The sequence below is a fragment of the Saccharopolyspora terrae genome (genome assembly GCF_004348435.1).
Classification (GTDB): Bacteria; Actinomycetota; Actinomycetes; order Mycobacteriales; family Pseudonocardiaceae; genus Saccharopolyspora; species Saccharopolyspora endophytica.
In genome coordinates, this window is sequence record NZ_SMKS01000018.1 from 42,022 (window position 1) to 64,725 (window position 22,704).

General features: G+C 70.4%; 20 protein-coding genes. 2 read left to right on the plus strand and 18 right to left on the minus strand.

The features are described from left to right. Nucleotides 1-141: 141 nt before the first annotated feature. The 17 genes from lysS to dacB all read right to left on the minus strand — a co-directional run bounded on the left by lysS (nt 142) and on the right by dacB (nt 18,955). The gene (gene lysS, locus E1181_RS13160) at nt 142-1,596 is read right to left on the minus strand and encodes a lysine--tRNA ligase (protein WP_132674565.1); all 1,455 of its coding nucleotides are present in this window, start codon (nt 1,594-1,596) and stop codon (nt 142-144) included. A gap of 291 nt (nt 1,597-1,887) precedes the next feature. Continuing rightward, nucleotides 1,888-2,685 (minus strand): type III pantothenate kinase, encoded by a 798-nt coding sequence (locus tag E1181_RS13165; RefSeq protein ID WP_132674495.1) that lies wholly within the window; start codon nt 2,683-2,685, stop codon nt 1,888-1,890. 221 nt (nt 2,686-2,906) lie between these two features. Further along, entirely contained in the window at nt 2,907-3,371 is a 465-nt protein-coding gene (gene panD, locus E1181_RS13170; protein ID WP_132674497.1) for an aspartate 1-decarboxylase, read from the minus strand. A 22-nt stretch (nt 3,372-3,393) separates the two neighbouring features. Further along, nucleotides 3,394-4,266 carry a pantoate--beta-alanine ligase gene (gene panC, locus E1181_RS13175; protein ID WP_132674499.1) on the minus strand — a complete coding sequence of 291 codons (873 nt, stop codon included), beginning with the start codon at nt 4,264-4,266 and terminating at the stop codon, nt 3,394-3,396. 35 nt (nt 4,267-4,301) lie between these two features. Further along, nucleotides 4,302-5,195 carry a Rossmann-like and DUF2520 domain-containing protein gene (locus tag E1181_RS13180; RefSeq protein ID WP_132674501.1) on the minus strand — a complete coding sequence of 298 codons (894 nt, stop codon included), beginning with the start codon at nt 5,193-5,195 and terminating at the stop codon, nt 4,302-4,304. A gap of 136 nt (nt 5,196-5,331) precedes the next feature. Beyond that, nucleotides 5,332-6,564 carry a PrsW family intramembrane metalloprotease gene (locus E1181_RS13185; RefSeq protein WP_235876733.1) on the minus strand — a complete coding sequence of 411 codons (1,233 nt, stop codon included), beginning with the start codon at nt 6,562-6,564 and terminating at the stop codon, nt 5,332-5,334. Nucleotides 6,565-6,645: 81 nt separating this feature from the next. Beyond that, nucleotides 6,646-7,467, minus strand: a complete 822-nt coding sequence (locus tag E1181_RS13190; RefSeq protein WP_235876734.1) for a DUF6779 domain-containing protein — start codon at nt 7,465-7,467, stop codon at nt 6,646-6,648. 118 nt (nt 7,468-7,585) lie between these two features. Then, nucleotides 7,586-8,047 (minus strand): DUF3180 domain-containing protein, encoded by a 462-nt coding sequence (locus tag E1181_RS13195; protein ID WP_132674505.1) that lies wholly within the window; start codon nt 8,045-8,047, stop codon nt 7,586-7,588. A gap of 313 nt (nt 8,048-8,360) precedes the next feature. Further along, nucleotides 8,361-8,855, minus strand: a complete 495-nt coding sequence (folK, locus tag E1181_RS13200; RefSeq protein ID WP_132674507.1) for a 2-amino-4-hydroxy-6-hydroxymethyldihydropteridine diphosphokinase — start codon at nt 8,853-8,855, stop codon at nt 8,361-8,363. Next, nucleotides 8,852-9,241 carry a dihydroneopterin aldolase gene (gene folB / locus E1181_RS13205; protein ID WP_132674509.1) on the minus strand — a complete coding sequence of 130 codons (390 nt, stop codon included), beginning with the start codon at nt 9,239-9,241 and terminating at the stop codon, nt 8,852-8,854. Before folB ends, folK begins: the two co-directional genes overlap by 4 nt. Continuing rightward, a complete protein-coding gene (gene folP, locus E1181_RS13210) occupies nt 9,234-10,082 on the minus strand; it encodes a dihydropteroate synthase (RefSeq protein WP_132674511.1) in 849 nt (282 codons plus the stop codon). The genes folB and folP overlap by 8 nt, the downstream gene beginning before the upstream one ends. Further along, nucleotides 10,082-10,693, minus strand: coding sequence for a GTP cyclohydrolase I FolE (gene folE / locus E1181_RS13215; RefSeq protein ID WP_235876739.1), 612 nt, complete (start codon nt 10,691-10,693; stop codon nt 10,082-10,084). The genes folP and folE overlap by 1 nt, the downstream gene beginning before the upstream one ends. Nucleotides 10,694-10,774: 81 nt before the next feature. After that, nucleotides 10,775-13,054 carry an ATP-dependent zinc metalloprotease FtsH gene (gene ftsH / locus E1181_RS13220; RefSeq protein ID WP_132674515.1) on the minus strand — a complete coding sequence of 760 codons (2,280 nt, stop codon included), beginning with the start codon at nt 13,052-13,054 and terminating at the stop codon, nt 10,775-10,777. Nucleotides 13,055-13,255: 201 nt separating this feature from the next. After that, the gene (gene hpt, locus E1181_RS13225; RefSeq protein WP_132674517.1) at nt 13,256-13,807 is read right to left on the minus strand and encodes a hypoxanthine phosphoribosyltransferase; all 552 of its coding nucleotides are present in this window, start codon (nt 13,805-13,807) and stop codon (nt 13,256-13,258) included. Between the two features lie 76 nt (nt 13,808-13,883). Beyond that, nucleotides 13,884-14,870, minus strand: coding sequence for a tRNA lysidine(34) synthetase TilS (gene tilS, locus E1181_RS13230; protein ID WP_132674519.1), 987 nt, complete (start codon nt 14,868-14,870; stop codon nt 13,884-13,886). A gap of 44 nt (nt 14,871-14,914) precedes the next feature. Beyond that, complete coding sequence (locus E1181_RS13235) at nt 14,915-16,021, minus strand: zinc-dependent metalloprotease (protein WP_132674521.1); 1,107 nt, start codon at nt 16,019-16,021, stop codon at nt 14,915-14,917. Nucleotides 16,022-16,129: 108 nt separating this feature from the next. Beyond that, entirely contained in the window at nt 16,130-18,955 is a 2,826-nt protein-coding gene (gene dacB, locus E1181_RS13240; protein WP_132674523.1) for a D-alanyl-D-alanine carboxypeptidase/D-alanyl-D-alanine endopeptidase, read from the minus strand. Between the two features lie 147 nt (nt 18,956-19,102). Between dacB and E1181_RS13245 the strand changes: the two genes are divergently transcribed. Further along, complete coding sequence (locus E1181_RS13245; protein WP_132674525.1) at nt 19,103-19,591, plus strand: inorganic diphosphatase; 489 nt, start codon at nt 19,103-19,105, stop codon at nt 19,589-19,591. 136 nt (nt 19,592-19,727) lie between these two features. On the opposite strand, the gene E1181_RS13250 is transcribed toward E1181_RS13245, so the two are convergent. Continuing rightward, a complete protein-coding gene (locus tag E1181_RS13250) occupies nt 19,728-19,985 on the minus strand; it encodes a hypothetical protein (RefSeq protein ID WP_132674527.1) in 258 nt (85 codons plus the stop codon). 105 nt (nt 19,986-20,090) lie between these two features. Between E1181_RS13250 and E1181_RS13255 the strand changes: the two genes are divergently transcribed. Further along, on the plus strand, nt 20,091-22,673 hold the full coding sequence (locus tag E1181_RS13255; RefSeq protein WP_235876735.1) for a PEP/pyruvate-binding domain-containing protein: 2,583 nt from the start codon (nt 20,091-20,093) through the stop codon (nt 22,671-22,673). The last annotated feature ends 31 nt before the right edge of the window (nt 22,674-22,704 follow it).

Here is a 22,704-nt window from a genome sequence, read left to right on the forward strand (position 1 = left end):
ACCCCCTCGCCAGAACGCCAGCCGCACTTGGGCAAGTACGCCAAAAGCCGTCGCCGACACATTCTGGGGTCAGGTTAGCGCAGGGACTCCGATAATGCACTCATCCGGTCCACAAAATTCTGTTGAGCCACCCTGATCGGGTCATTCCGGGCGGACCAACGGGAACAGGATCGTCTCCCGGATACCGAGACCGGTCAACGCCATCAACAACCTGTCGATACCCATTCCCACGCCACCGCTGGGAGGCATTCCGTACTCCAGGGCGCGCAAAAAGTCCTCGTCGACCGGCATGGCCTCGTCATCTCCGGCCGCCGCGAGCAGGGCCTGCTCCTCCAGCCGCTGCCGTTCCACAACCGGATCCACGAGTTCCGAGTAACCGGTCGCCAGCTCGAACCCGCGAACGTAGAGATCCCACTTTTCCGCAACACCCGCCTTCTCGCGGTGCTGACGGGTCAACGGGGAGGTCTCCACCGGGAAGTCGCGGACGAAGGTGGGAGCCGTCAAATGGTCACCGACGGTGTGCTCCCACAGCTCTTCCACCAGCTTGCCGTGACCCATCTTCGGATCGACCAGCACACCGAGCGCGTCCGCGTGCTTGCGCAGCGCTTCCACCGGAGTTTCCGGGGTCACCTCGGATTCCAGCGCTTCCGACAACGACTCGTACATCGTCAGCGTCGCCCACTCACCGGAGAGGTCGTACTCGGTTCCGTCGAACCACGTGACGACCTGAGAACCGGAGACCCGTTCCGCCGCTTCCTGGATGAGCGACCTGGTCAGATCGGCCATGTCGTTGTAATCGGCGTAGGCCTGGTAGAACTCCAGCATTGCGAACTCGGGCGAGTGGGAAGAATCACTGCCTTCGTTCCGGAAGTTTCGGTTGATCTCGAAAACCTTCTCGATCCCACCGACAACGCAGCGCTTCAGATACAACTCCGGCGCGATGCGCAGGAACAGGTCGATGTCGAAGGCGTTGGAATGCGTGGTGAACGGGCGAGCGGCGGCACCGCCCTGCAACGTCTGCAGCATCGGGGTTTCCACCTCGATGTATCCGCGCTGTTCGAAGGAATCACGCAGCGAGCGCTGCACCGCGGCCCGGGTGCGCACGGTTTCCGCGGCCTGCTTGCGCACGATCAGGTCGACGTAGCGCTGGCGGACTCGCATTTCCTCGCCGAGTTCCTTGTGCATGACCGGAAGCGGACGAAGCGACTTCGCCGCCATCCGCCATTCATCGGCCATCACCGAAAGTTCACCGCGCCGGGAGGTGATGACCTCACCGTGCACGAAGACGTGGTCGCCGAGGTCCACTTCGCCCTTCCAGGACGTCAGCGACTCCTCACCGACCTGCTTGAGGCTCAGCATCGCCTGCAGTTCGGTCCCGTCGCCGGCGCGCAGCGTGGCGAAGCAGAGCTTGCCGGTGTTGCGCAGGAACATCACGCGGCCTGCCACGCCGACCTGCTCGCCGGTCGCGGTGTCCGGCTCCAGGCCCTCGTGGGCGGAGCGGATTTCGGCCAGCCCGTGCGTGATGGGCAGCGTCACCGGGTACGGGTCGACTCCGGCGTCGAGCAGGCGCTCCCGCTTCTCCCGCCGGATCCGCATCTGTTCCGGCAGGTCTTCGACGCCGTCAGCGCTTGCCGGGGGATTGGAAGTGTCCTGGTCAGTCACGCGAAACAGGGTACGTAGTGGTGTGCTTTCTGTTTCCGGCGGCCTGCTTAGCGGTGCGGGTGGGGGTACCTGGGCGGCTCCGTGGACTCCGCGCGCCACTCCTTGAGTATTCGAATACGCGGCGTCGCGGCGTGCTCGCCACGAAGCCGCCCAGAACCCCCGGCGGTGCAGGCTGCTCAGGTGGGGCAAGGAGAAAGCGACTTCGTCGCTTGCCTGACGGTGGGGTCAGCGGAAGTTGCGGTCGTAGACGAGGCGCAGGCCCAGGAGGGTGAGGTCCGGGACGTGGTGGGTGATCGTCGTGGATTCGGAGAAGACCAGCGGGGCCAGGCCCCCGGTGGCCAGCACCGTGGTGGGGCCTCCGTGGGTGGCTTCGAGTTCATCCACGATTCGGCGGACGAGTCCGTCGACTTGCCCCGCGAATCCGAAAAGAATTCCGGATTGAAGGCATTCAACGGTGTTCTTTCCGATGACCGAGCGCGGCCGGACCAACTCCACCTTGCGCAGCTGCGCCGCCCGCGAGGCCAAGGCGTCGAGCGAGATCTCCACGCCGGGTGCGAAGGCGCCACCGAGGAATTCGCCCTTGGCGGAGATGACGTCGATGTTCGTCGAGGTGCCGAAGTCCACGACCACGCAGTTCGTGGCGTGCAGGTGGTGCGCGGCCAAGGTGTTGATCACCCGGTCCGCGCCGACCTCCTTCGGGTTGTCCACGAGCAGCGGAACGCCCGTGCGCACGCCCGGCTCGACCACCACGCGCGGCACGTCGGTCCAGTAGCGCTCCAGCATCACCCGCAGCTCGCGCAGCAGCGCCGGAACCGTGGACAGCGCGGCGATGCCGGTGATCCGCTCGGCGTAGTCCCCGATGAGGCCCCGCATGGTCAGCGCCATCTCGTCGGCCGTCATCCGGGGCTCGGTGCGCATCCGCCAGTCCCGGACCAGCGTCGCGGCGAGATCCGGCGGGTCATCGACGTCGTCGTAGAGCCCGAGGACGATGTTGGTGTTCCCGACGTCAATGGCCAGCAGCACGAGCGATCCCTTCACAACAACACACGTCAGGCAAGCGCCGGAGGTGCTTTCTCCTCACCCCACCTGAGCAACCGGCACCGCGGCGGGTTCTCCGACGTCGTCTGGTGAGGACAGCCGTAGCGCCGCGTATCCGTTCATACTCAAGTCTCGGATCCCGGAGCCAGACGGCGTCTGAGGTTCCGCCACCCGCACCGCTGAGCAGAACAACCACGGACTCTTGATCAGTTCTCCGGCTGCTGGAGCAGGGCGTCGAGCTTGGCGGCGTCATCGGTCTCCGCGTCGGCTTGGGAAGAAAGAAGACCGGACCCCTCCGGCGCATGACCGGGATTGACCCCGAGCTCAACCGGCTTGTTGTCGGCGTCGACGAAGATCACCTTGGGCTTGAAGTTGCGGGCTTCGAGCTCGTCCATCACGCCGTAGGCGATGAGGATGACGATGTCACCGGGCTCGATCAGGTGCGCGGCGGCACCGTTGATCCCGATCACCCCGGAACCCCGCTCGCCGGTGATCACGTAGGTCTCCAGCCGGGCGCCGTTGGTGACGTCGACGATCGCGACCTGCTCCCCCTCGAGCAGGTCCGCGGCCTCCATCAGGTCCTTGTCGACAGTCACCGAGCCGACGTAGTGCAGGTCTGCCTGGGTGACGGTGGCCCGGTGGATCTTGGACTTCAACATCGTGCGGAACATCGCTGACCTCCTAGGGGCCGGTTCACTCGCCGAGCAGGACCATCGCGTTGTCGATCAGCCTGGTGGCGCCGACCTTCGCCGCCACCAGCAGTCGTGCTTCACCCGAGGCCGGAGCCGGGCCCAGCTCGGGATCCCGCAGCTCCAGGTAGTCCGGCTGCACCAGGGGCTCGGTGGCCAGCACCTCGTGCGCGGCCTTGAGCACCGCTTCCGGGCCGCCGACGGCAGCGTGCGCACCCGCGGTCAGCGACGCCGAGATCGCCAGGGCGGCACGCCGCTGGTCGGAGTCCAGGTAGACGTTGCGGCTGGACAGGGCCAGGCCGTCGGACTCGCGGACGGTGGGGATGCCCTGGATCTGGGAGTCCAGGTCGAACTGCCGCGCCATCTTCCGGATCAGGACCAGCTGCTGGTAGTCCTTCTCGCCGAAGAACGCCAGGTCAGGGCGCACGATGTTGAGCAGCTTGAGCACCACGGTCAGCATCCCGTCGAAGTGCCCCTTGCGGGTCGCGCCCTCCAGCTCCTCGCCCAGCGGCCCGGCGTGCACCGACAGCTCGCGTCCGCCGCCGTACATCGCGTCCACGGTCGGCGCGAAGACCAGGCCCACGCCGGCCTCGCGGCACGCCTCGACGTCGGCGTCGAAGGTGCGCGGGTAGCGGTCGAAGTCCTCGTTCGGGCCGAACTGGAGCGGGTTGACGAAGATCGACACCACCACGACGGCGTTGATGTCCTGCTTCGCCCGCTTGATCAGCTCCAGGTGACCGCGGTGCAGCGCGCCCATCGTGGGCACCAGGTGCACCCTGCGGCCGGTCGCCCGCAGGGCGCGGGTGACGCGCGCGAGCTCCGCCGGGTCGGCGTGCACGGTCAGCTCACCGCGCTGGTAGCCGGGGTTGTTGGTCATCGTCGACTCCATGTCTCCGCCGCGAAGATCGCGGATCAAGCCTGTTCCTCGTCGAGAGCCTCGTGCACGCGCGCGGCGACGTCCCCGCGCAGCAGGCCGCTCCGCTCGGCCCGGACCGCCGTGCGGCGGGCCAGTTCCCGGTAGCCGGGAACGACGTCCGGGTCGGCGTCGGACAGCGCGCGCAGGTGCCCGCGCACGGTTCCCGAATCGCCGCGCACCACCGGACCCGTGTAGGCCCGGTCGCCGAGGCGCAGCGCGTTGTCCAGCGACGCCGACAGCAGCGGCGCCATCACCCGGCCCGGGACCTCCACCCCGGCGTCGCGAAGCAGCTGCTGGCACTCGTTGACCAGCGTGATCAGGTGGTTCGCGCCGTGGGTGAGGGCCGCGTGGTACAGCGGGCGGGCCTCTTCGGGCAGGCGCACCGGCTCCATGCCCAGCTCGATCGCGATGCTCTCCGCGACGCTCCAGCCGGTGAGCTCGTTGGCGGTGATGACCATGCAGGCGTCGGACAGGCGCTGGACGTCCTCGGCGCGGCCGGTGAAGGTCATCGCGGGGTGCATGGCCATCGGCAACGCGCCGATGGCGGCGGCCGGCTCCAGCGCGGTCACGCCCTGCGAGCCCGAGGTGTGCATGATCAGCTGCGAGCCGTGCAGCGCGTCGGCGGTGACCAGGCCCTGCACCATGCCCGGGATCGCGTCGTCCGGGATCGCCAGGACCAGCAGCTCGGCCTTGCCCGCGACCGCGTCCGGCGGCTCGACCGGCACACCGGGCAGCAGCTCCTCCGCGCGACGCAGCGAGGCGTCCGAGACGGCGGAGACCGCGACGACCTCGTGCCCGACCCGCTGCAGTGCGGCGCCCAGCACGGCACCCACCCGACCAGCGGAGATCACTCCAACGCGCAGCCGTGGGCCCGTGGGTTCAGCAGACATCGCCACGTGTTCCCTCCAATACCGTTCCAGTCCCGCTACCGGGTACCAGACAGCGCCGCGAGAGTAGCCCCAACACCCGGGGCCCGGGCTACTCCACGACCGTCAAAGGTGGCGAGAACCACGCGAACGAGCCCGCTCACCCGCGCGGCTTCGGGACTCGGCGGGTCAGCTCGTCGATGTTGATCCTCGCGGTCTGGATGGCTTCCTGGCGCCCTGCGGCCGAGCGGCGGGCCTGCTTGAGGTCGGCGATCAGCTTCTCCCGGCGGGCGCGGCGGGCGGCGCTGGTGGTGCGGCCCGCCTCCGAGCGGTGCTGCAGGAACGCCAGCTCGGTGACCGCGATCTGGTAGTCGCGCACCGACTTCGCGGCCTGGCTCCCCGCGTGCCGCTTGACCTTGCGCAGCCAGCCCTGCCTGCCGGTCAGGCTCGCCAGCAGGTCGATCTCACTGCGCGCGACGAGCCCTGCCCGCTCCAGCTTCGGCAGCTGCGCGATGACGATGCGCTGCTCCCGCTTGCGCTGCCACACGATCAGCGCGAACGTGCCGAGGAAGACCGGCACCATGATCAAGAAGTAGACGTTGATGAAACCGGCCCCGCCGAGGAACGTCGCCGAGTTCCACACCGCGTGCAGCAGCACCGCCACCAGGTAGCCGGCGATCAGCCAGCCCAGCTGCTTGAACCGGGTGCGAGCGCCCCACGCGAAACCGACGGCGATGCCGAACATCGCGGTGAACAGCGGGTGCGAGAACGGCGCCAGCACCCCGCGCAGCACGAACAGCGCCACGACCGCTCCCCCGGTCACGCCGCCGTCGGCGAAGGCCTTGCCGAAGTACAGGATGTTCTCGGTGAAGGCGAAACCGGCGGCGGTCAGCGACGCGTAGACGATGCCGTCGACCAGACCGTTGAACTCGGCGCGGCGGCGCATCCACAGGCCCACCACGAACACGGCCTTGGCGGCCTCCTCCACCAGCGGCCCGATCACCGCGGTCAGGAAGAACTTGTGATCGGCCTGGCCCAGCAACAGGTTCGCCACCGACTGCGAGGTGTTGTTGAGCAGCAGCGAGCAGGCCGTCGCACCACCCGCGCCCCACAGGAACGCGCCGACCATCAGCATCGGCGGCTCGGGCTCCCAGCGGTCGATCCAGACCGTCGCGGCCACCACGACACCGACCGGCAGCAACGCGGCGACGGCGCCGAACACGGCGGGCAGCGCACCGACCTTGGACGTCGTGATCCCCAGCATGATCAGCCCGATCATCCCGAGCAGGATCAAGCCGGCGATCGGCCAGCCGACGGCGTGGTGCTTGCGGCTCTGCAACCGGCGCGCGCGGGAGACGTCAGCGACCGGCTCCGCGTGATCATGACTCGACACGCCCCAGACCCTAGAGAACCCGATCCGCGACTGACCGAATGGTTCTGCTTTTGTTCCCCTGACCGTTGTCCGCCGGGGAACTCACGAGCGGCGACGGCGGCGGGGCTGGCCGTCGGCGCTGCCGCCGTACGCGGCGAGGAGGTCGTTGACCGACGTGCCCGCGGTGTGCGCGCCCGCCGGATCGGGGCTCGGCTTCTCGTAGGCCGTGCGATCCGGGCGCTGCGGCCCCGGGCGGCTCGGGAAGGCCTGGGACATCTGCGGTTTCGGGGCCTGCGGCTTCGGCTGCTCGAGCGGGACCTCGCCGGACAGCCGGGCCATCACGTCCGTCTTGGCCGCGGCCGGAGCCGGCGCGGGCTGCTGCTGGACCGGCTGCTGGATCGGCTTCGGCCGCTGCGGGCGGTGCTGGACGAGCTGCGTCTCGCCCTGGGGGCGCTCGCCCAGCGAGCGCACCCGAGTGGACTCGGCGCGCAGCGCGACCCGCTCGAAGAGCACGTCACCGCCGATCACCTGCTCCAACGTCGTCCGCAACCTCGCCAGTTCGGCCTGCAACGCGCGGATCTGACCGTCGGACTCCTCCGACGCCTGGCGCCGGGCCTCCGCCTGGGCTTCCAGCTCGTACTCGCGCCGCGCGGCGATCTCGCGCTCCAGCTCCAGCTCGTAGATCCGCTGCCGATCGGCGGCGGCCTGCTCGCTCTCCAGGACCCGGTGCCGCAACCGCGCCACCGCGAACGCGCCCAGCAGCGCGGCCCACAGCGCGGCGATCAACCCGAGGCGGAGCATCCGGGCGTCGTTGCTGAGGACCAGCAGCGACGTGGCAGCCGCCGCGAGCACGAGCGCACCGCCCCACAGGAGGGTGGATCGCCCGTTGCCGGGGTCGGTCTCGGTAGTGCCGCGCTCGGACATGGCGCCCACCGTACAAGGCGGTTATCAGTTCGAGATCTGAAGGTGTGCCGAACCGTTCGCACATTGCTCGCAGCAGCGGAACGGTGACTGCTCCGAACAGCCCATCGGGTGGGCAGTTTCACTCGTCCTCGTGAGGATCATCCGGCTCATCGGGATTGCGCAGGCAGTGCTCCAGCCACAGTCCCGCGCCGATCAGCGCCCCGGCGCTGACCAACCCGACGACGGCGGCGAAGGTGTCCGACCGCGCGGCGTCCACCGAGCTCATCATCGGCAGCAGGTGCGCCAGGAGTCCGATCCAGACACCGGCCATGATCGCCCCGGCCAGCGACGACGCCTTCGCCAGCGCCACGGCCCGCGCCGCGGTCAGCGCCTCGACCGGCTCGACCCCGGGCTTGCGCTGCACGCGAGGCCGCAACACCGCCGCCAGCACCACGTCCACCGCGGCGATCAGCAACAGCGTCGCCCCCGCCAGCAGCGGCAGCGGCGGCAGCTCCCCGTACATCAGCTGGCAGAGCAGGAAGATCACCACGGCCGCCACCAACCCCGCGGCCACCAACTGCCCGGGCTTGGTGAACGTCATCTGCTCAGTGCTTCGCGGAGACACCCCACCAGCATCCCACCTCCCCCAACCCGGCGTTCGCCTCCCCAGGACCCGGATTCAGTGGAAGTCGGAACCCGATTTCCACTGAAACCAGGGACCGAACTTCCGCTGAAGCCGGGGACCGAACTTCCACTGAAATCGGGGGTCGGACGCCCACGGAGACCGGCGACCGGACTTCCACTGAAATCGGGGACCGGATTTCCATTGAAATCTGGGACTGCACGTGGGGGCAGGACGGTGGGCTGTGGTCGGGCCTCTGTGGAGCGGGCGTGGTGCTGCGGGAGGGGCGTCCCTAGTGGAGGGTGAGGTCCTCTCTCAGGTGGACGTCGTTGCGGTCCGAGTCCGGGAGGGCGGCGAGGAGGTCGGACACGGGGCCGTGGCCTGGGAGGTGGGCTTCCGGGTCCAGCGCGAGCCAAGGGATGAGGACCGTGGCTCGGGCGGGGGTTCCCGGGTGCGGGAGCAGGAGGTCCGGGTGGTCGCTGCGGACCTCGTCGACCACGACCACGTCGACGTCGAGGGTGCGCGGGCCCCAGCGCTGCTCCCGGATGCGTTCGGCCTGCTGCTCCAGGGCCTGGGCCCGGCGGAGCCAGCCCCACTCGTCGACGTCCGGGGACTCGACGATGAGGACCGCGTTGAGGAAGTCCGGCTGATCGGTGACGCCCCACGGCGCGGTCTCGTAGACCGGCGAGGCCGCGACCAGCTCGTCGGCGAAGCCCTCGACGGCCAGCCGCAGGTAGCGCAGCCGGTCACCGAGGTTCGACCCGAGGGACAGGACCGCTCGGCTCACGCCGGCACCACGGTGCCGCGGCCGCCGCGGCGCGAGCGGCGGATCGTGACCGCGACGTCGGCGAAGGACAGCGGGATCGGCGCGTGCGGTTTGTGCAGCGTGACCTCGACGGCGTAGGTGCGCTCGTCCTTCATCACCTCGTCGGCGATCTCGGCGGCCACCGTCTCGATCAGGTCGCGCGGCTCGCCGCCGACGATCCCGGCGGCCATCTCGGCGAGCTCGCCGTAGTGCAGCGTCTTGGTGAGGTCGTCGGTCGCCGCGGCGTCGCCCAGGTCGAGCCAGACGGTGATGTCGACCAGGAAGTCCTGGCCGTCCCGCTTCTCGTGGTCGAACACGCCGTGGTTGCCGCGGACCTGCAGGCCCGTCAACGCGATCCGGTCAGCCAACGCACTCGCCTCCGCTCCGCCAAGCGGCGGTCACCGCCACCGCGTCCAGCGAGCGCCGCACGTCGTGCACCCGCACACCCCACGCTCCCCTGTCGGCGGACAGCGCCGAGACCACGGCCGTGGCCGTCTCGCGGCCTTCCGGCGGGCGCGGCGTGCCGTCGTCATCGGCCAGCAGCGCGCCCAGGAACCGCTTGCGGGAAGCGCCCACCAGGACCGGGAAGCCCACGTCGACGAGGCCTTCGAGGTTCTGCAGCAGCTGCCAGTCGTGCCTGCCGGTCTTGGCGAAGCCCAAGCCCGGGTCCAGCACGATCGCCTCCTCGGCGACACCCGCGCGCACCGCCACGTCGACCTGGCGCAGCAGCTCCTCGCGCACGTCGGCGACCACGTCGCCGTACTCGGCGAGGGCGTTCATGTTCTTGCTGTGACCCCGCCAGTGCATCAGCACCCACGGCAGCCCGGTGTCGGCTGCGACGTGGGCCATCTCCGGATCGGCGAGGCCGCCGGAGACGTCATTGATCACCGCGGCACCCGCTCCCGCGGTCGCCTCGGCGACCTTGGCGCGCGTGGTGTCCACGCTGACCGGCACGCCCGCCGCGACCAGCTCGCGCACGACGGGCAGCACCCGCTCGATCTCGGTGGCGGCGTCCACGCGCTCCGAACCGGGCCGGGTGGACTCACCGCCCACGTCGATGATGTCCGCGCCCAGCCGGTGCATCTCCACGCCGTGCGCCACCGCCGCCGCGCGGTCCAGGTAGCGCCCGCCGTCGGAGAACGAGTCGGGCGTGACGTTGAGGATGCCCATCACCGCGCAGCGCGCCGGGTTCGGCAGCTTCGGGTGCATCAACGCCCCCTGATCAGCGACAACGCCTCGGAGCGAGACGAAGCCGAACTGCGGAAGATGCCGCGCACCGCCGACGTCGTGGTCGTAGAACCGGCCTTGCGCACCCCGCGCATGCCCATGCACAGGTGCTCGGCGTCGATCACCACGATCACGCCGCGCGGCTCCAGCCTGCGCACCAGGGCGTCGGCGACCTGCGAGGTCAGCCGCTCCTGCACCTGCGGGCGCTTGGCGTAGAGGTCGACCAGGCGGGCCAGCTTGGACAGCCCGGTCACCCGGCCCTGCGAGTTGGGGATGTAGCCGATGTGCGCGGTGCCGTGGAACGGCAGCAGGTGGTGCTCGCACTGCGAGTACACCGGGATGTCGCGCACCAGGACGAGCTCTTCGTGGGCCTCGTCGAAGGTCTTGTCCAAGACCTCGTCCGGATCGGTGTAGAGCCCCGCGAACAGTTCCTGGTAGGCGCGGGCGACGCGCTGCGGCGTCTCCCTCAGGCCGTCGCGCTCGGGGTCCTCACCGGCTGCGATGAGCAGTTCCCGGATCGCGGCCTCGGCGCGCGCCTGGTCGAACTGTGGAAGGTGGGAAGAGCCGTCGGGGCGGGAGTCCCCCGCCCCGATCGGCTCGTCGACCGCACTGGTCACTGTTGCTTTCCTCCACTGGCTTTGGCAGCGCCCTGGCGGGCGCTGCGCCCGCCAGTATCAGCGGCCGTTGTTGCCGCTGCCGTTCTCCCTGCCCGAGTCCTGGCCCTCGGGCCGCTCGGACTGCGATTCACCCTGCTGCTCGGACGACTGCTGACCGCCGCGCTCCCAGGAGGGCGTCCAGTTGTAGTTCGAACCGGACGGGTTGGTCGCCGGGGTCCATCCAGGTGGTGCACCGTAGTTCGGCGGCACCGCGGAGGGAACCTGCTGACCCGACTGCGGCTGCTGGATCTGCACCGTGCCCTGGTTGGCGCCCGCGCCCGCCGGGGTCTGCTCCTGAGCCGGAGCGGGGGTCCCGTTCTGGGCGTTCTGCGAGGGTGCCGGGGTCGGCTCCTCCACGACCGGGGGCCACGGCTCGCCGCGCTCCTTGGCCAGCTCACCGGGGGTCTTGATCGGCGGCTTCTCCGACGGGGTGCGCCCGCCGAAGTCGTTGAACGCGGTGATCCGCGGCCGCTTCTCGACCCGGGAGAAGATCCGCTCCAGATCCTTGCGGTTGAGCGTCTCCTTGTCGATGAGCTCCAGCACGAGTTCGTCGAGCACGTCGCGGTAGGTGCTGAGCACCTCCCACGCCTCGGTGTGCGCGGCCTCGATCAGCCGGCGCACCTCCTCGTCGATCTCGTGCGCGACCTCCAGCGAGTAGTTCGGCTGCTGGCCGGCGGTGCGACCCAGGAACGGGTCGCCCTCCTCCTTGCCGTACTTGACCGCGCCCAGCCGGGCGGTCATGCCGTACTCGGTGACCATCGCGCGGGCGATCTTGGTCGCCTGCTCGATGTCGCTGGAGGCGCCGGTGGTCGGCTCGTGGAAGATCAGCTCCTCGGCCGAGCGGCCACCGAGCGCGAACACCAGGCGACCGATCATCTCCGAGCGGGTCATCATGTCCTTGTCGTCCTCGGGGACGACGAGCGCGTGACCACCGGTGCGGCCGCGCGGCAGGATCGTGAGCTTGTAGACCGGCTCCAGGTCGGGCATCGCCCACGCGGCCAGGGCGTGTCCGCCCTCGTGGTAGGCGGTGATCTTCTTGTCCCGCTCCGAGATGATCTTGCTCTTGCGGCGCGGACCGCCGACGACGCGGTCCACCGCCTCTTCCATCGCGGCGGCGTTGATCAGCTGGCCGTTCTCGCGGGCGGTGAGCAGCGCGGCCTCGTTGACCACGTTCTCCAGGTCCGCACCGGAGAAGCCGACCGTGCGCTTGGCGAGTCCGTCCATGTCGACGTCCTGGGCCAGCGGCTTGCCCTTGGAGTGCACGCCCAGGATGGCCTTGCGGCCCCGCAGGTCCGGTGCCGAGACCGGGATCTGCCGGTCGAAGCGGCCGGGACGCAGCAGCGCCGGGTCCAGGATGTCCGGGCGGTTGGTGGCGGCGATCAGGATGATGCCGCCGCGCGAGTCGAAGCCGTCCATCTCGACGAGGAGCTGGTTCAGCGTCTGCTCGCGCTCGTCGTGACCCCCGCCGAGGCCGGCGCCGCGCTGGCGGCCGACCGCGTCGATCTCGTCGACGAAGATGATGCACGGCGCGTTCTGCTTGGCCTGCTCGAACAGGTCGCGGACGCGGGAGGCACCGACACCGACGAACATCTCGACGAAGTCCGAACCGGAGATCGAGTAGAACGGCACCCCGGCCTCACCTGCGACCGCGCGGGCCAGCAGCGTCTTACCGGTACCGGGCGGGCCGTAGAGCAGCACGCCCTTGGGGATCTTCGCCCCCAGGGCCTGGTAGCGGCCCGGGTTCTGCAGGAAGTCCTTGATCTCGTGCAGTTCTTCGACGGCCTCATCGGCGCCGGCGACGTCGCCGAACAGCGTCTTGGGCATGTCCTTGGTGAGTTGCTTGGCCTTGGACTTGCCGAAGTTCAGGACGCGGTTCCCGCCGCCCTGCACGTTGTTCATCATCCACATCAGCAGCAGCACGAGCAGGCCGATGGGGACGAGGTAGAAGAGCATCTGCACCCAGAACGAATCCTGGGTGACCTTGGTGTTCCAGGTGGGCACCTGGGAGTTGCGAATCTCGCCGACCACCTGCTCGGTGGCGCCGGCGGGGTAGTTCGCGATCAGCTGGTTGCTGCCCTGGAAGTTCTGGCCGTCGTTGAGGGTCAGCCGGACCCGCTGCTCCTTGTCCTCGATGGTCGCTTCTTTGACCTTGCCCTGGGCGATCTGTTCCAGGGCCTGCGAGGTGGAGACTTCGCGGTAGGCACGAGTCTCGTCGAAGAGCACGCTGAACGCGTAGATCAACAGAAACGCTGTCAGGATCCACAGCAGCGGGTTGCGGAGCAGGCGCTTTCGGTCCATTCACTTGCGGCCGACGGGCGGCCTCGACCCTCCCTGACTGTTACTTCGGGTGACGGCCCCGATGCGGACACCCCGCCGTCAACCCCTTCAGACCAGCGTACCGGCCGATGCGCGGGCACGACCATGCCGCGCCCAGCACAGGGCGCCCAGCCTACTAGGATCGCCCCGCCCGAAGCGGGCGGGACGATCGAAATCCCCGCCTCACACGCCTGAGGTGTAGACCTTGGGGTCGAGCGTTCCGATATAAGGCAGATCACGATAGCGCTCTGCGTAGTCGAGACCGTAGCCCACGACGAACTCGTTCGGGATGTCGAAACCGACGTAGCGCACGGGCACGTCCACCTGCACGGCGTCGGGCTTGCGCAGCAGCGTGCAGACCTCCAGCGACGCGGGGTTGCGCGACCGCAGGTTCTTGAGCAGCCAGGACAGGGTCAGGCCGGAGTCGATGATGTCCTCGACGATCAGCACGTTCTTGCCCGCGATGTCGCGGTCGAGGTCCTTGAGAATGCGCACCACGCCGGACGAGGAAGTCGACGAGCCGTACGAGCTGACCGCCATGAACTCCAGCTGCGCGGGCTGCGGCAGCGCGCGGGCGAAGTCGGTCATGAACATCACCGCGCCCTTGAGCACTCCGACCAGCAGCAGATCACCGCCACGCTGGTAGTCCTCGTCGACCTGCTTGGCCAGCTCCGCGACCTTGTCCTTGATCTGCTGCTCGGTGATGAGCACAGAAGCGATATCGCCGTCGTACACGGCTCGGCTTCCCCTCTTGTCGGATCAACAATTCCCCAAGCCGGAGACCCGCCCCGACGATCGTGCCGGTGCACCCTCAGCCATTCGGCGGCTTGCGGTCCGCCGTCTCCACCCGCAGCCTGCCATGCGCCCGGCGCAGCACAAAGTCGCCCGGCAGCGCAGGGCCGCCTTGACCCCGCCACTCGGCGATGAGCGCGTCGGCGGAGCGCAGGTGCGCATCAGTCATTTCGGGCACCCCCTCGGATCGGAGCCAGTCCCGCAGCACGCGCCGCCGGACCGCTGCCGGGACCAGCCGCAACCTCTCGCAATCCAGGCCGTGATCGGCGCGGACGCGGGAGAGCTCGGCCGCGGCGACGGCCTCCAGCGCGTCGGAGTCCTCCCGCAGCTGGCGGGCGGTGCGGGCCAGCGCCTCCGCGACCCCGCCCTGCAACGCGTCTTCCAGCAGCGGCAGCACCTCTGTGCGCAACCGCACACGGGTGAAGCGGGCATCGGCGTTGTGCGGGTCGTGCCAGGGTTCGAGGCCCTGAGCCCGGCAGGCGGCCTCGGTGCTCGTCCGGCGGACGTCGAGGAACGGGCGGGCCCACGGCGGGTCCAGCGGACGCATCCCGGCGATCGAGCGCGGTCCGGAACCGCGGCCGAGCCCCAGCAGCACCGTTTCCGCCTGGTCGTCGAGGGTGTGGCCGAGCAGCACCAGCGAATCGCTCGGGCGCTCGGCCCGCAGCGCCGCGTAGCGCGCCTTGCGCGCCGCCGCCTCCAGACCGCCCATGCCGTCCACGTCGACCTCCACGACCTGCGCGGGAAGACCGAGTCCGGCCAGCTGTTCCACGGCCCGCTCGGCGACCACGTCGGAGCCCACCTGCAGGCCGTGGTCCACCACGATCGCCTGCGCGCTCGCCCCGATCCGGCGCGAGACGTGCGCCACCGCGGCCGCCAAGGCCAGCGAATCCGCTCCGCCGGAGCAGGCCACCACCAGCGGCGCGCCCTTGAACGGAGCCGCCTCCGCGGATTCCAGCAGCCGCCGCACGGCGGTCCGGGTCTCGCTCACAACGGGCTCAGGCGGCATCCTCCGATTCTCCCCACCCGGCCCGGATCCGCGCGGGAGGCCCGTCAGCCGTGGACCCGGCGGATCCAGGTGTCCGGGGCGGTGATCTCCGCCCTGGTCGGGAGGTTGTCCGGGTGCGCCCAGACGGCGTTGAAGTCGGCCATGCCGATCCGGCCCACGACGTGGTCGGTGAACGCTGCGCCCTGGGCGTACTGGCGGATCTTGGCGTCCACGCCGAGCAGGCTGCGCAGGATGCGGTCGAGCAGGCCACCACCGTTGCGGCGGTCGGTGAAGCGCTGGCGGATGGTGCCGACGCTGGGCACGACCTGCGGCCCGACGGCGTCCATGACGTGGTCGGCGTGGCCCTCCAGCAGCGTGGATATCGCGATGATCCGGTCCAGCGCGGCGCGCTGCTCCGGTGATTGCAGGAGTTCGAGGACGCCGAGCATCCCCGGGCTGGATTCGGCGCGGCGAGCCGTGCGGGCCTCGCGCACCACGTTCGGCAGCCTGGTCAGCAGCTCGGCGGAACCGCCCTCCATCTGCGAGAGGAGCTGTCCGAGGCTCGCCGCGAAGTGCTCGCGCAGCCACGGCACGGCGTTGAACTGCACCCGGTGCGTCGACTCGTGCAGGCACACCCACATCAGGAAGTCGTCCGCCGGCACGCCCAGCGACTGCTGCGCGGCCACGATGTTCGGCGCCACCAGCAGCAACCGCCCGCGCTGGCCCTCGACGCGGGACTCGCCGTAGGGGTCGAACTGGCCGAGCACCTTGCCGCCCAAGTAGGCCAGCACCACCCCGGCCTGCACGCCCGCGCTGCGCGCGCTGATCTCGCCCAGCAGCTCGCCACCGCGCGGCGGCACCGAGTCCGCGGCCGACAGCGCGGCCCCGGTCAGCTCGGCCAGGCCGAAGGCGGCACCGCGCACCCAGTCCGGCCGGTCCACCACGTCGCCTTCGGCGATCGGCAGGTCCAGCCCCAGGCCGGTCGTCTCGCGGACGTGCGTCTCGGCGTCGACGCTGAAGCGCCGCAGCGAGCGGACAGCCCGCCCCGCTTCGGCTCGCGGGACCTCCGGCCCCGGCTTCATCAACCGGACGGCGGTGCCCACGGCGACGTTCCAGTCCAGCGCCCGAGGAGCCTCGGCGGACGACGGCAGGGTGGCGGGTCGGGCGTTCACATCACCGACCGTACTTCCAAAATGGCCGGTGGTCACCTTGCGGAACTGGTCAGGTACCGGAAGGTGAGTGGACTTCTCCCTGAACAGGCGCGGCGCGCGGTCGACGACCTAGCGGCAGCCGCAGCCGCGCAGGGTCTCCACCAGCTCGTCGAGAGCCGGGCGGGCAGGTCCCGCCAGGGTTCCGTTGGACATCATCGCGAAGACCAGAAGTCGACCGTCCTGGGTGACCACGGACCCGGCCAGGCTGTTCGCCCCGTCGAGCGTGCCGGTCTTGGCGCGCACCCATCCCTGGCCGGGAGTGCCCTGGTACCGGTCGACGAGACTGCCGCTGCCGCCCGCGATGGGCATGCCCGGGAGCAGGTCGCGCAGCTTCGCCGAGGACTCCGGCAGCACGCCGTCCGGTCCGGCCGGTGCGGTCGCCCTGAGCATCAGCTGCCCCAGCAGCCGCGGCGGGATCCGGTCGTCCAAGGACAGACCGCTGGCGTCGGCCATCGTGGTTCCGCCGATGTCGAAGCCGTTGCGCTGCAGCACCTCGAACACCGCCTTCGTCCCACCGGCGAACGACGGCTCCTTGCCCGTGGCGATGGCGACCTCGCGGGTCAGCGCCTCGGCCAGGAGGTTGTCGGAGTGCAGCAGGACGTTCTCGACCAGCTCGCTCACCGGCGCCGAATGGACCTGACCGAGCACCTCCGCGTTGGCCGGGGCGGTGCCCTGCGCCGCGGTCGCGCCGCCCAGCCGCTTCGCCAGCTCCTGGGCGGCCTGCAGCGCGGGAGTGGAGGTGCGCGGGCTGTAGTCCTCCTTCGGATCCGCCCGGCCGCCGTCGAGCATCACCGGCTCCATCGGCGCGTGGAACCCGGCGGCCACGTCCTGCGGCAGCCACCCGGAGGCCGCCGCCGGCCCCCGGTAGCGGCTCGTGTCGACCAGCACCGTGTTCACGTTCCCGCCGGAAGCGGCCTTGACCTGCGCAACCAGGTCGTCCAGCTTCGCCGCGCCCGGGTACACCGACTCCTCGTCACCGGACAGCGAGGACAGCGTCAGGTCGCCGCCGCCGACGAGGACCACCGTGCCCGGCTGGTTCCCGCGCACGACCTTGGTCGTCAGGCGGGCGTCGTGGTCGAGCGTCAGCAGCGCCGCGCTCATCGCCAGCAGCTTCCCGGTCGAGGCCGGCATCAGCGGCTGAGCGGGGTTCTGCTGCCACAGCACGTCGCCGGTGCGGGCGTCCAGGACGACGCCACCGAGCGTGCCCAGCGCCGGGTTGGCCGCCGGACCGGCCAGCGCGGCGCTGATCCCGGACTGCGACGGGACGGGCGCGTTCTGCCCGAGCGGCTTGATCTCGGGGTCGAGCCGGACCGGCGCGGGCGGGTCGGCGATCTGCGCCTTGCTCAGCGCGTCGACCAGCGACGGACCGAAGGCGACACCGGCTCCCAGCAGCACGACCAGGGCGATCGCGATGCCGATCAGCGGGCCGCGTCCCTTGCGGGCCGTCTTCGTCCCGACCGGCTGCTCGTGCGACGGGATGTGCTGCGGCACGGCGCGCGAGGCGAACGGGTCGGTGGTGTCCTCGGGCTGGTACGGCGCCTGCGGCGTCGCGATCCCCGCGAAGTCCTCCGGCCGCGCGTAGGACTGCTGGGCCTGCGGCGGCTGCTGGGCCCGCGGTCCCGGCGCGGGCGGCGCGATGCCGACCGTCGGGTCCGCTTGCGGGACGGCGAGGCCCGCGAAGTCCGAGGCGGAAGCCGTGCGCGCGGCGTCGACGTCGATCCGGTCGATCCACTGCGTCTGCTCGGCCGAGGACTCCGGCGGAGCCGATGCCCGCAGGTCCTCGAGGTCGATGCGGCTGGTCTGCTCGGCGGCGGACTCCGGCGGCTCCTGCTTGCCGCCGGGCTCGGCCAGCGCCTCGTCGAGCGCGGCTCGCGAGATCTGCTGCGTCTTCTCCGCCGGACGCTCCTCCGGCTCGACCGCCGGTGTCGCCTCGGTCACCTCGGCGGGGACCGCGGCGAACATCTGCGTCTGCTCAGCGGGCCACTCGGGCTCCACTTCGGACGACGCGGGCTCCGGCGCTGCCTCGGCCTTCTCGTCCTCGACGGCGTCGGGGGAGGTTTCCTCTTCTTCTTCCTCCTCCTCCGACGAGTCGTCGGCGGGTTCGGGCTCGTCCTCGCCTTGGGAAGCGGAGGTCTCGGTCGACGCTTCCGGTTCGCCCCCGGCCGCCTCGTCCTCCTGCGCCGACTCCTGCTCGGTCGGCTCGTCGGAGGTCTCGTCCTGGGAGGTCTCGTCCTCGTCTTCGGAGACCGCGTCCTCGGTCGTGTCCTCTGCGGTCGTCTCCGAGGACTGGTCCTCGGCGGCCTCGTCCGACGGCTGGTCCCGATCAGTCGTGTCGGACGGCTGCTCCTGAGCGGCCGGTTCCTCGTCCGACTCGTCCTCCGAGGTCTCCTCGGCGGAATCCTCCGCAGGGCCTTCCTGATCAGCGGTTTCGTCCTCGGATTCCGCTGCGGTCGCGGCTTCCTCACCGGTTCCGGCATCGGCGGCCGCGGGCTTGGTGAGCTTCTGCGTCTCGGCGACGGAGCTCGTCACGTCGGCCTTGGCGAGCTTCGCAGTGCTGCCGGCGCCGTTGCCCTCGGCGTCGTCGCCGAAGAGGCTCCCCGCGACCCGGACGGTGGCGGTGGGCGCATCGGCGGATGTGGTCTTGGTCCCAGAATCGGGCGCGCTCGAACCGGTCTTGCCCGCATCGGGTTCGACTTCGTCGCTTCCGGCGGCGTCGCCGACTTCGGTGCTCACCTGGCGCTCCGCCGGGTTGCTTGCGGGCGGGGTGTTCTCCGACGTCTCAGCAGCTCGAACCGGGGACGGCGCAGCGGTGCGCGGCCGGTCATCCTCGCCCGGCGAGGCCGCTTGGACGTCGGTTTCGGACACCTCACCCCGGGTGTTCTGGGGTTCGGGCACGTGCTCCTCCTCGACTGGAGGTCAGACTGCCAGATTGCGAGCTCTCGCACTGCGGTGGGGCCAGGGCGCCGAGCGTGGTCCACACTAGACGTGGTCGCGCGCGCGAGCGTGCGGACTGCATCCGACGCAAGACGAGTGAGGAACCGCGTGGACTTCGACGTCACGATCGAGATCCCCAAGGGGAACCGGAACAAGTACGAGGTGGACCACGAGACGGGCCGTATCCGTCTCGACCGGACGTTGTTCACCGCCACGCAGTACCCGGCCGACTACGGGTTCGTCGACGACACCCTGGGTGAGGACGGCGACCCGTTGGACGCGCTGGTGCTGGTCCAGGAGCCGACCTTCCCGGGTTGCCTGATCAAGTCGCGCGCCATCGGCATGTTCCGCATGCGCGACGAGAAGGGCGGCGACGACAAGGTCATCTGCGTTCCTTCGGACGACCCGCGTCAGGAGCACCTGCAGGACATCCACCACCTGTCCGAGTTCTACAGGCTGGAGATCCAGCACTTCTTCGAGGTGTACAAGGACCTGGAGCCGGGCAAGAGCGTGGAGGGCGCCACGTGGGTCGGCCGTGCCGAGGCACAAGCCGAGATCAAGAAGTCGTACGAGCGCGCCAAGGAAGCCGGCCACTGACGCCGTTCCTGGACAACACCGGAAGACCCTCCTCGCGGACGCGTGGAGGGTCTTTTCGTGTCAGAGGAGTTCTCCACAGCTGTGGACAGTTCTCCCCACCCCTGTGGACAACTGAGGACAACCTGTGGAAGAACGCTCATCGGTGTCGCGTTCTCGCAGGTCGGGGAACGCTCCCCAGGGGTGAGCCGTCGATCCGCCGCAGCAGCACCACGGGGTCGGGCGACGCGTGTTTTCCACAGCCCCGGACGTAGGGCCGTCGCTCCTGCGGTTGGTAGAACCAGTTCATCTCGACCTTCGCGCGCGCCACCGCCCGCCGGCGCACCAGGTGCCGCCGCAGCCACCGCGCCACTCCCACGGCCGCGACTCCCGCCACGGCCACCATCAGCCACGTCATCGCACTCCTTCCTCCGAGGAAGGGATGCCCGTTCGGCGAGATCATGATGACGTCGCGGCCGGAGATCACCCTGATGGCCCTAAATTCAACGGATGTTGATTTCACGTGCGGGGCGGAGTTATCTTCGAGCTGACGCACGAGGGGGTGGTCGCCGTGCCGGTGCTGCGACTCGACGAGGTCCGCGCGGGAACGGGCGAGGTGGTCGGCGGCAAGGCCGCCAACCTCGGCGAGCTGATCGGCGCCGGGTTCCGGGTGCCGCCCGGCTTCGTGATCACCACCGCCGCCTACGAGGAGGTCTGCCGCGTCGCGGACCTGCTCGACGGGCTGCCGGGTTCAGCGCCGAAGATCCGCGACCGGATCACCGCCAGGGCTCTCCCACCGGGACTGGCCACCGCGATCACCGACGCCTACGCCGAGCTCGGCTCGGGACCGGTGGCGGTGCGCTCCTCGGCGACCGCCGAGGACCTGCCCGACGCGAGCTTCGCCGGCCAGCAGGACACCTACCTCAACGTCGTCGGCGCCGAAGCGCTGCTGGACGCGGTCCGCCGCTGCTGGGCCTCGCTGTGGACCGACCGCGCCATCTCCTACCGCGAGGTGAACGGGATCGACCACTCCTCGGTGCGGCTCGCCGTCGTCGTGCAGGAGATGGTCGACGCGAGCGCTGCCGGGGTGCTGTTCACCGCCGACCCCGTCACCGGGAACCGGGCGGACTGCGTGATCGACGCCAACACCGGGCTCGGAGAATCAGTGGTGTCCGGTGCGGTCACCCCGGACCACTTCGTGGTGTCCGGCGACCGGATCACCAAGCGACTCGGCGACAAACCCACCAGCGTGCGCGCGGTCGCGAGCGGCGGGGTGGAGACCGTCGCCCAGGACTCGGCGGCCCCGTCGATCAGCGACGAGCAGGCCCGCGAACTCGCCGAGCTCGGCCGGGAGGTGGCGCGGCACTACGGCACGCCGCAGGACCTGGAGTGGGCGATCGGCGCCGACGGCGTGTGGCTGACCCAGTCGCGGCCGATCACCACGCTGTTCCCGCTGCCCGCCGAAACCGAGGACGGGCTGCGGATGTACCTGTCGGTCAACGTCGCGCAGGGCGTCTACCGGCCGCTGACACCGATGGGCGTGGCGACGCTGGGGCTGCTGGCCACCGGCGTGCTGCGCGAACTCGGCCTGTCCGCACCGGGTGCGCGCCCGGCGCCGTTCCGGCCCGTCGACGGGTGGCTGTTCCTCGACATCACCGGCACCACCGGGAACCGCGTCGGCCGCGCCCTGCTGCCCCGGTTGATGGCGGCCGCGGAGGCGCGCACCGGTCGCGTCTACGAGTCCCTGCTCGACGATCCCCGGCTGCCGCGCAAGCCCGGCGCGACGGCGCGAACGCTGCGCGCGTTCGGGCTCCTCCTCGCGCGCAACCGGATTCCGCTGCTGTTCGCCGGGGTTCTGCGCGATCCCGCACGCGCACGCGCCGAGGCGTTCCGCCGGGTCGACGAGCTCCGCGCCGAACTCGCCTCGCCCGAACCGAGGACCGCGCGAGAACGACTGGACGCGGCCAGGCACGCGCTGCTGCGGAGCACCGCCCCGCGCATGGCGTGGGTGGCTCCCCGGATGATGCCGATCCTGCTGCTCAGCCGACTGCTGCCGAAGCTGGTCCGCGCGACCGAGGCGGAGATCCACGTGGTCCTGTCGGGAATCCCGCACAACGTGACCACCGAGATGGACCTGGAGCTGTGGGCCATCGCGCAGCGCATCGGCCCCGAGGTCGCCGACCTCCCCGCCCGCTACCGGGACCGGGCACTGCCCGCCGACGTGCTCCGCGCGCTCGACGACTTCCTGGCCACGCACGGACATCGCACGGCGGGTGAGATCGACGCAGGCGTGCCGCGCTGGTCGGAGGAACCCGGCCAGGTGCTGGCGCTGGTCGAGAACTACGCGCGCACCGGCGAAGCCGGGCACGACGCGGCGGAGCGCTTCCGGCAACGCGCCGAGGAGGCCGTGGTGCAGGCCAGCGAGATCGTGTCCCGGCTGCCCAACCGGGTGCACGCCGGGCTCGCGAACTTCCTGCTCGACCGGGTCCGCCAGCTGGCGGGGATGCGCGAACTGCCGAAGTACTGCGCCGTGCTCGGAATCGCCGCCGCGCGGACGCACCTTCGGGACATCGGCGACGAGCTCACCTCCGCTGGAAGAATTTCGGATCCGTCGGACGTGTTCTTCCTGGACTACGAGGAACTCTCGGATCTGATCGACGGCTTCGACCACCGCGAGCTGATCACCACCCGGCGGGCGACCCACGAGCGCGAGCTGCGCCGCAAGCACCTGCCCAGGCTGCTGCTCTCCGACGGCACCGAGCCCGAAACCCTGCTGGCCACGACCGGAAGCGGGAACGCGCTGCGCGGCACGTCCGCCTCGGCGGGCACCGTCACCGGGATCGCCAGGGTCGTCCGCGACCCGGCGAACGCCCGGCTCTCCCCGGGCGACGTCCTCGTCGCCCCGTCCACCGACCCGGGCTGGACCCCGCTGTTCCTGACCGCCTCCGGGCTGGTCATGGAGATGGGCGGCCCCAACTCCCACGGCGCCACCGTCGCCCGCGAGTACGGGATCCCCGCGGTGGTCGGGGTTCCCGACGCCACCACGCGCATCACCGACGGCCAGACCATCACCGTCAACGGCTCAGCGGGCGTCGTCGAGCTGTGAAACCCGTTGCCGGGTGGGCATTCGCGCGAAA

Bases quoted from the DNA above. Each gene is read 5' to 3' on its own strand.
- E1181_RS13195 (WP_132674505.1), bottom strand. From the start codon at position 8,047: ATGACGTTCACCAAGCCCGGGCAGTTGGTGGCCGCGGGGTTGGTGGCG.
- tilS (WP_132674519.1), bottom strand. From the start codon at position 14,870: ATGCCGCCTGAGCCCGTTGTGAGCGAGACCCGGACCGCCGTGCGGCGG.
- folP (WP_132674511.1), bottom strand. From the start codon at position 10,082: ATGCACCCGAAGCTGCCGAACCCGGCGCGCTGCGCGGTGATGGGCATC.
- panD (WP_132674497.1), bottom strand. From the start codon at position 3,371: ATGTTCCGCACGATGTTGAAGTCCAAGATCCACCGGGCCACCGTCACC.
- E1181_RS13250 (WP_132674527.1), bottom strand. From the start codon at position 19,985: ATGACGTGGCTGATGGTGGCCGTGGCGGGAGTCGCGGCCGTGGGAGTG.
- lysS (WP_132674565.1), bottom strand. From the start codon at position 1,596: ATGCGGATCCGGCGGGAGAAGCGGGAGCGCCTGCTCGACGCCGGAGTC.
- ftsH (WP_132674515.1), bottom strand. From the start codon at position 13,054: ATGGACCGAAAGCGCCTGCTCCGCAACCCGCTGCTGTGGATCCTGACA.
- E1181_RS13190 (WP_235876734.1), bottom strand. From the start codon at position 7,467: ATGTCCGAGCGCGGCACTACCGAGACCGACCCCGGCAACGGGCGATCC.
- panC (WP_132674499.1), bottom strand. From the start codon at position 4,266: ATGACCAACAACCCCGGCTACCAGCGCGGTGAGCTGACCGTGCACGCC.
- E1181_RS13180 (WP_132674501.1), bottom strand. From the start codon at position 5,195: ATGTCTGCTGAACCCACGGGCCCACGGCTGCGCGTTGGAGTGATCTCC.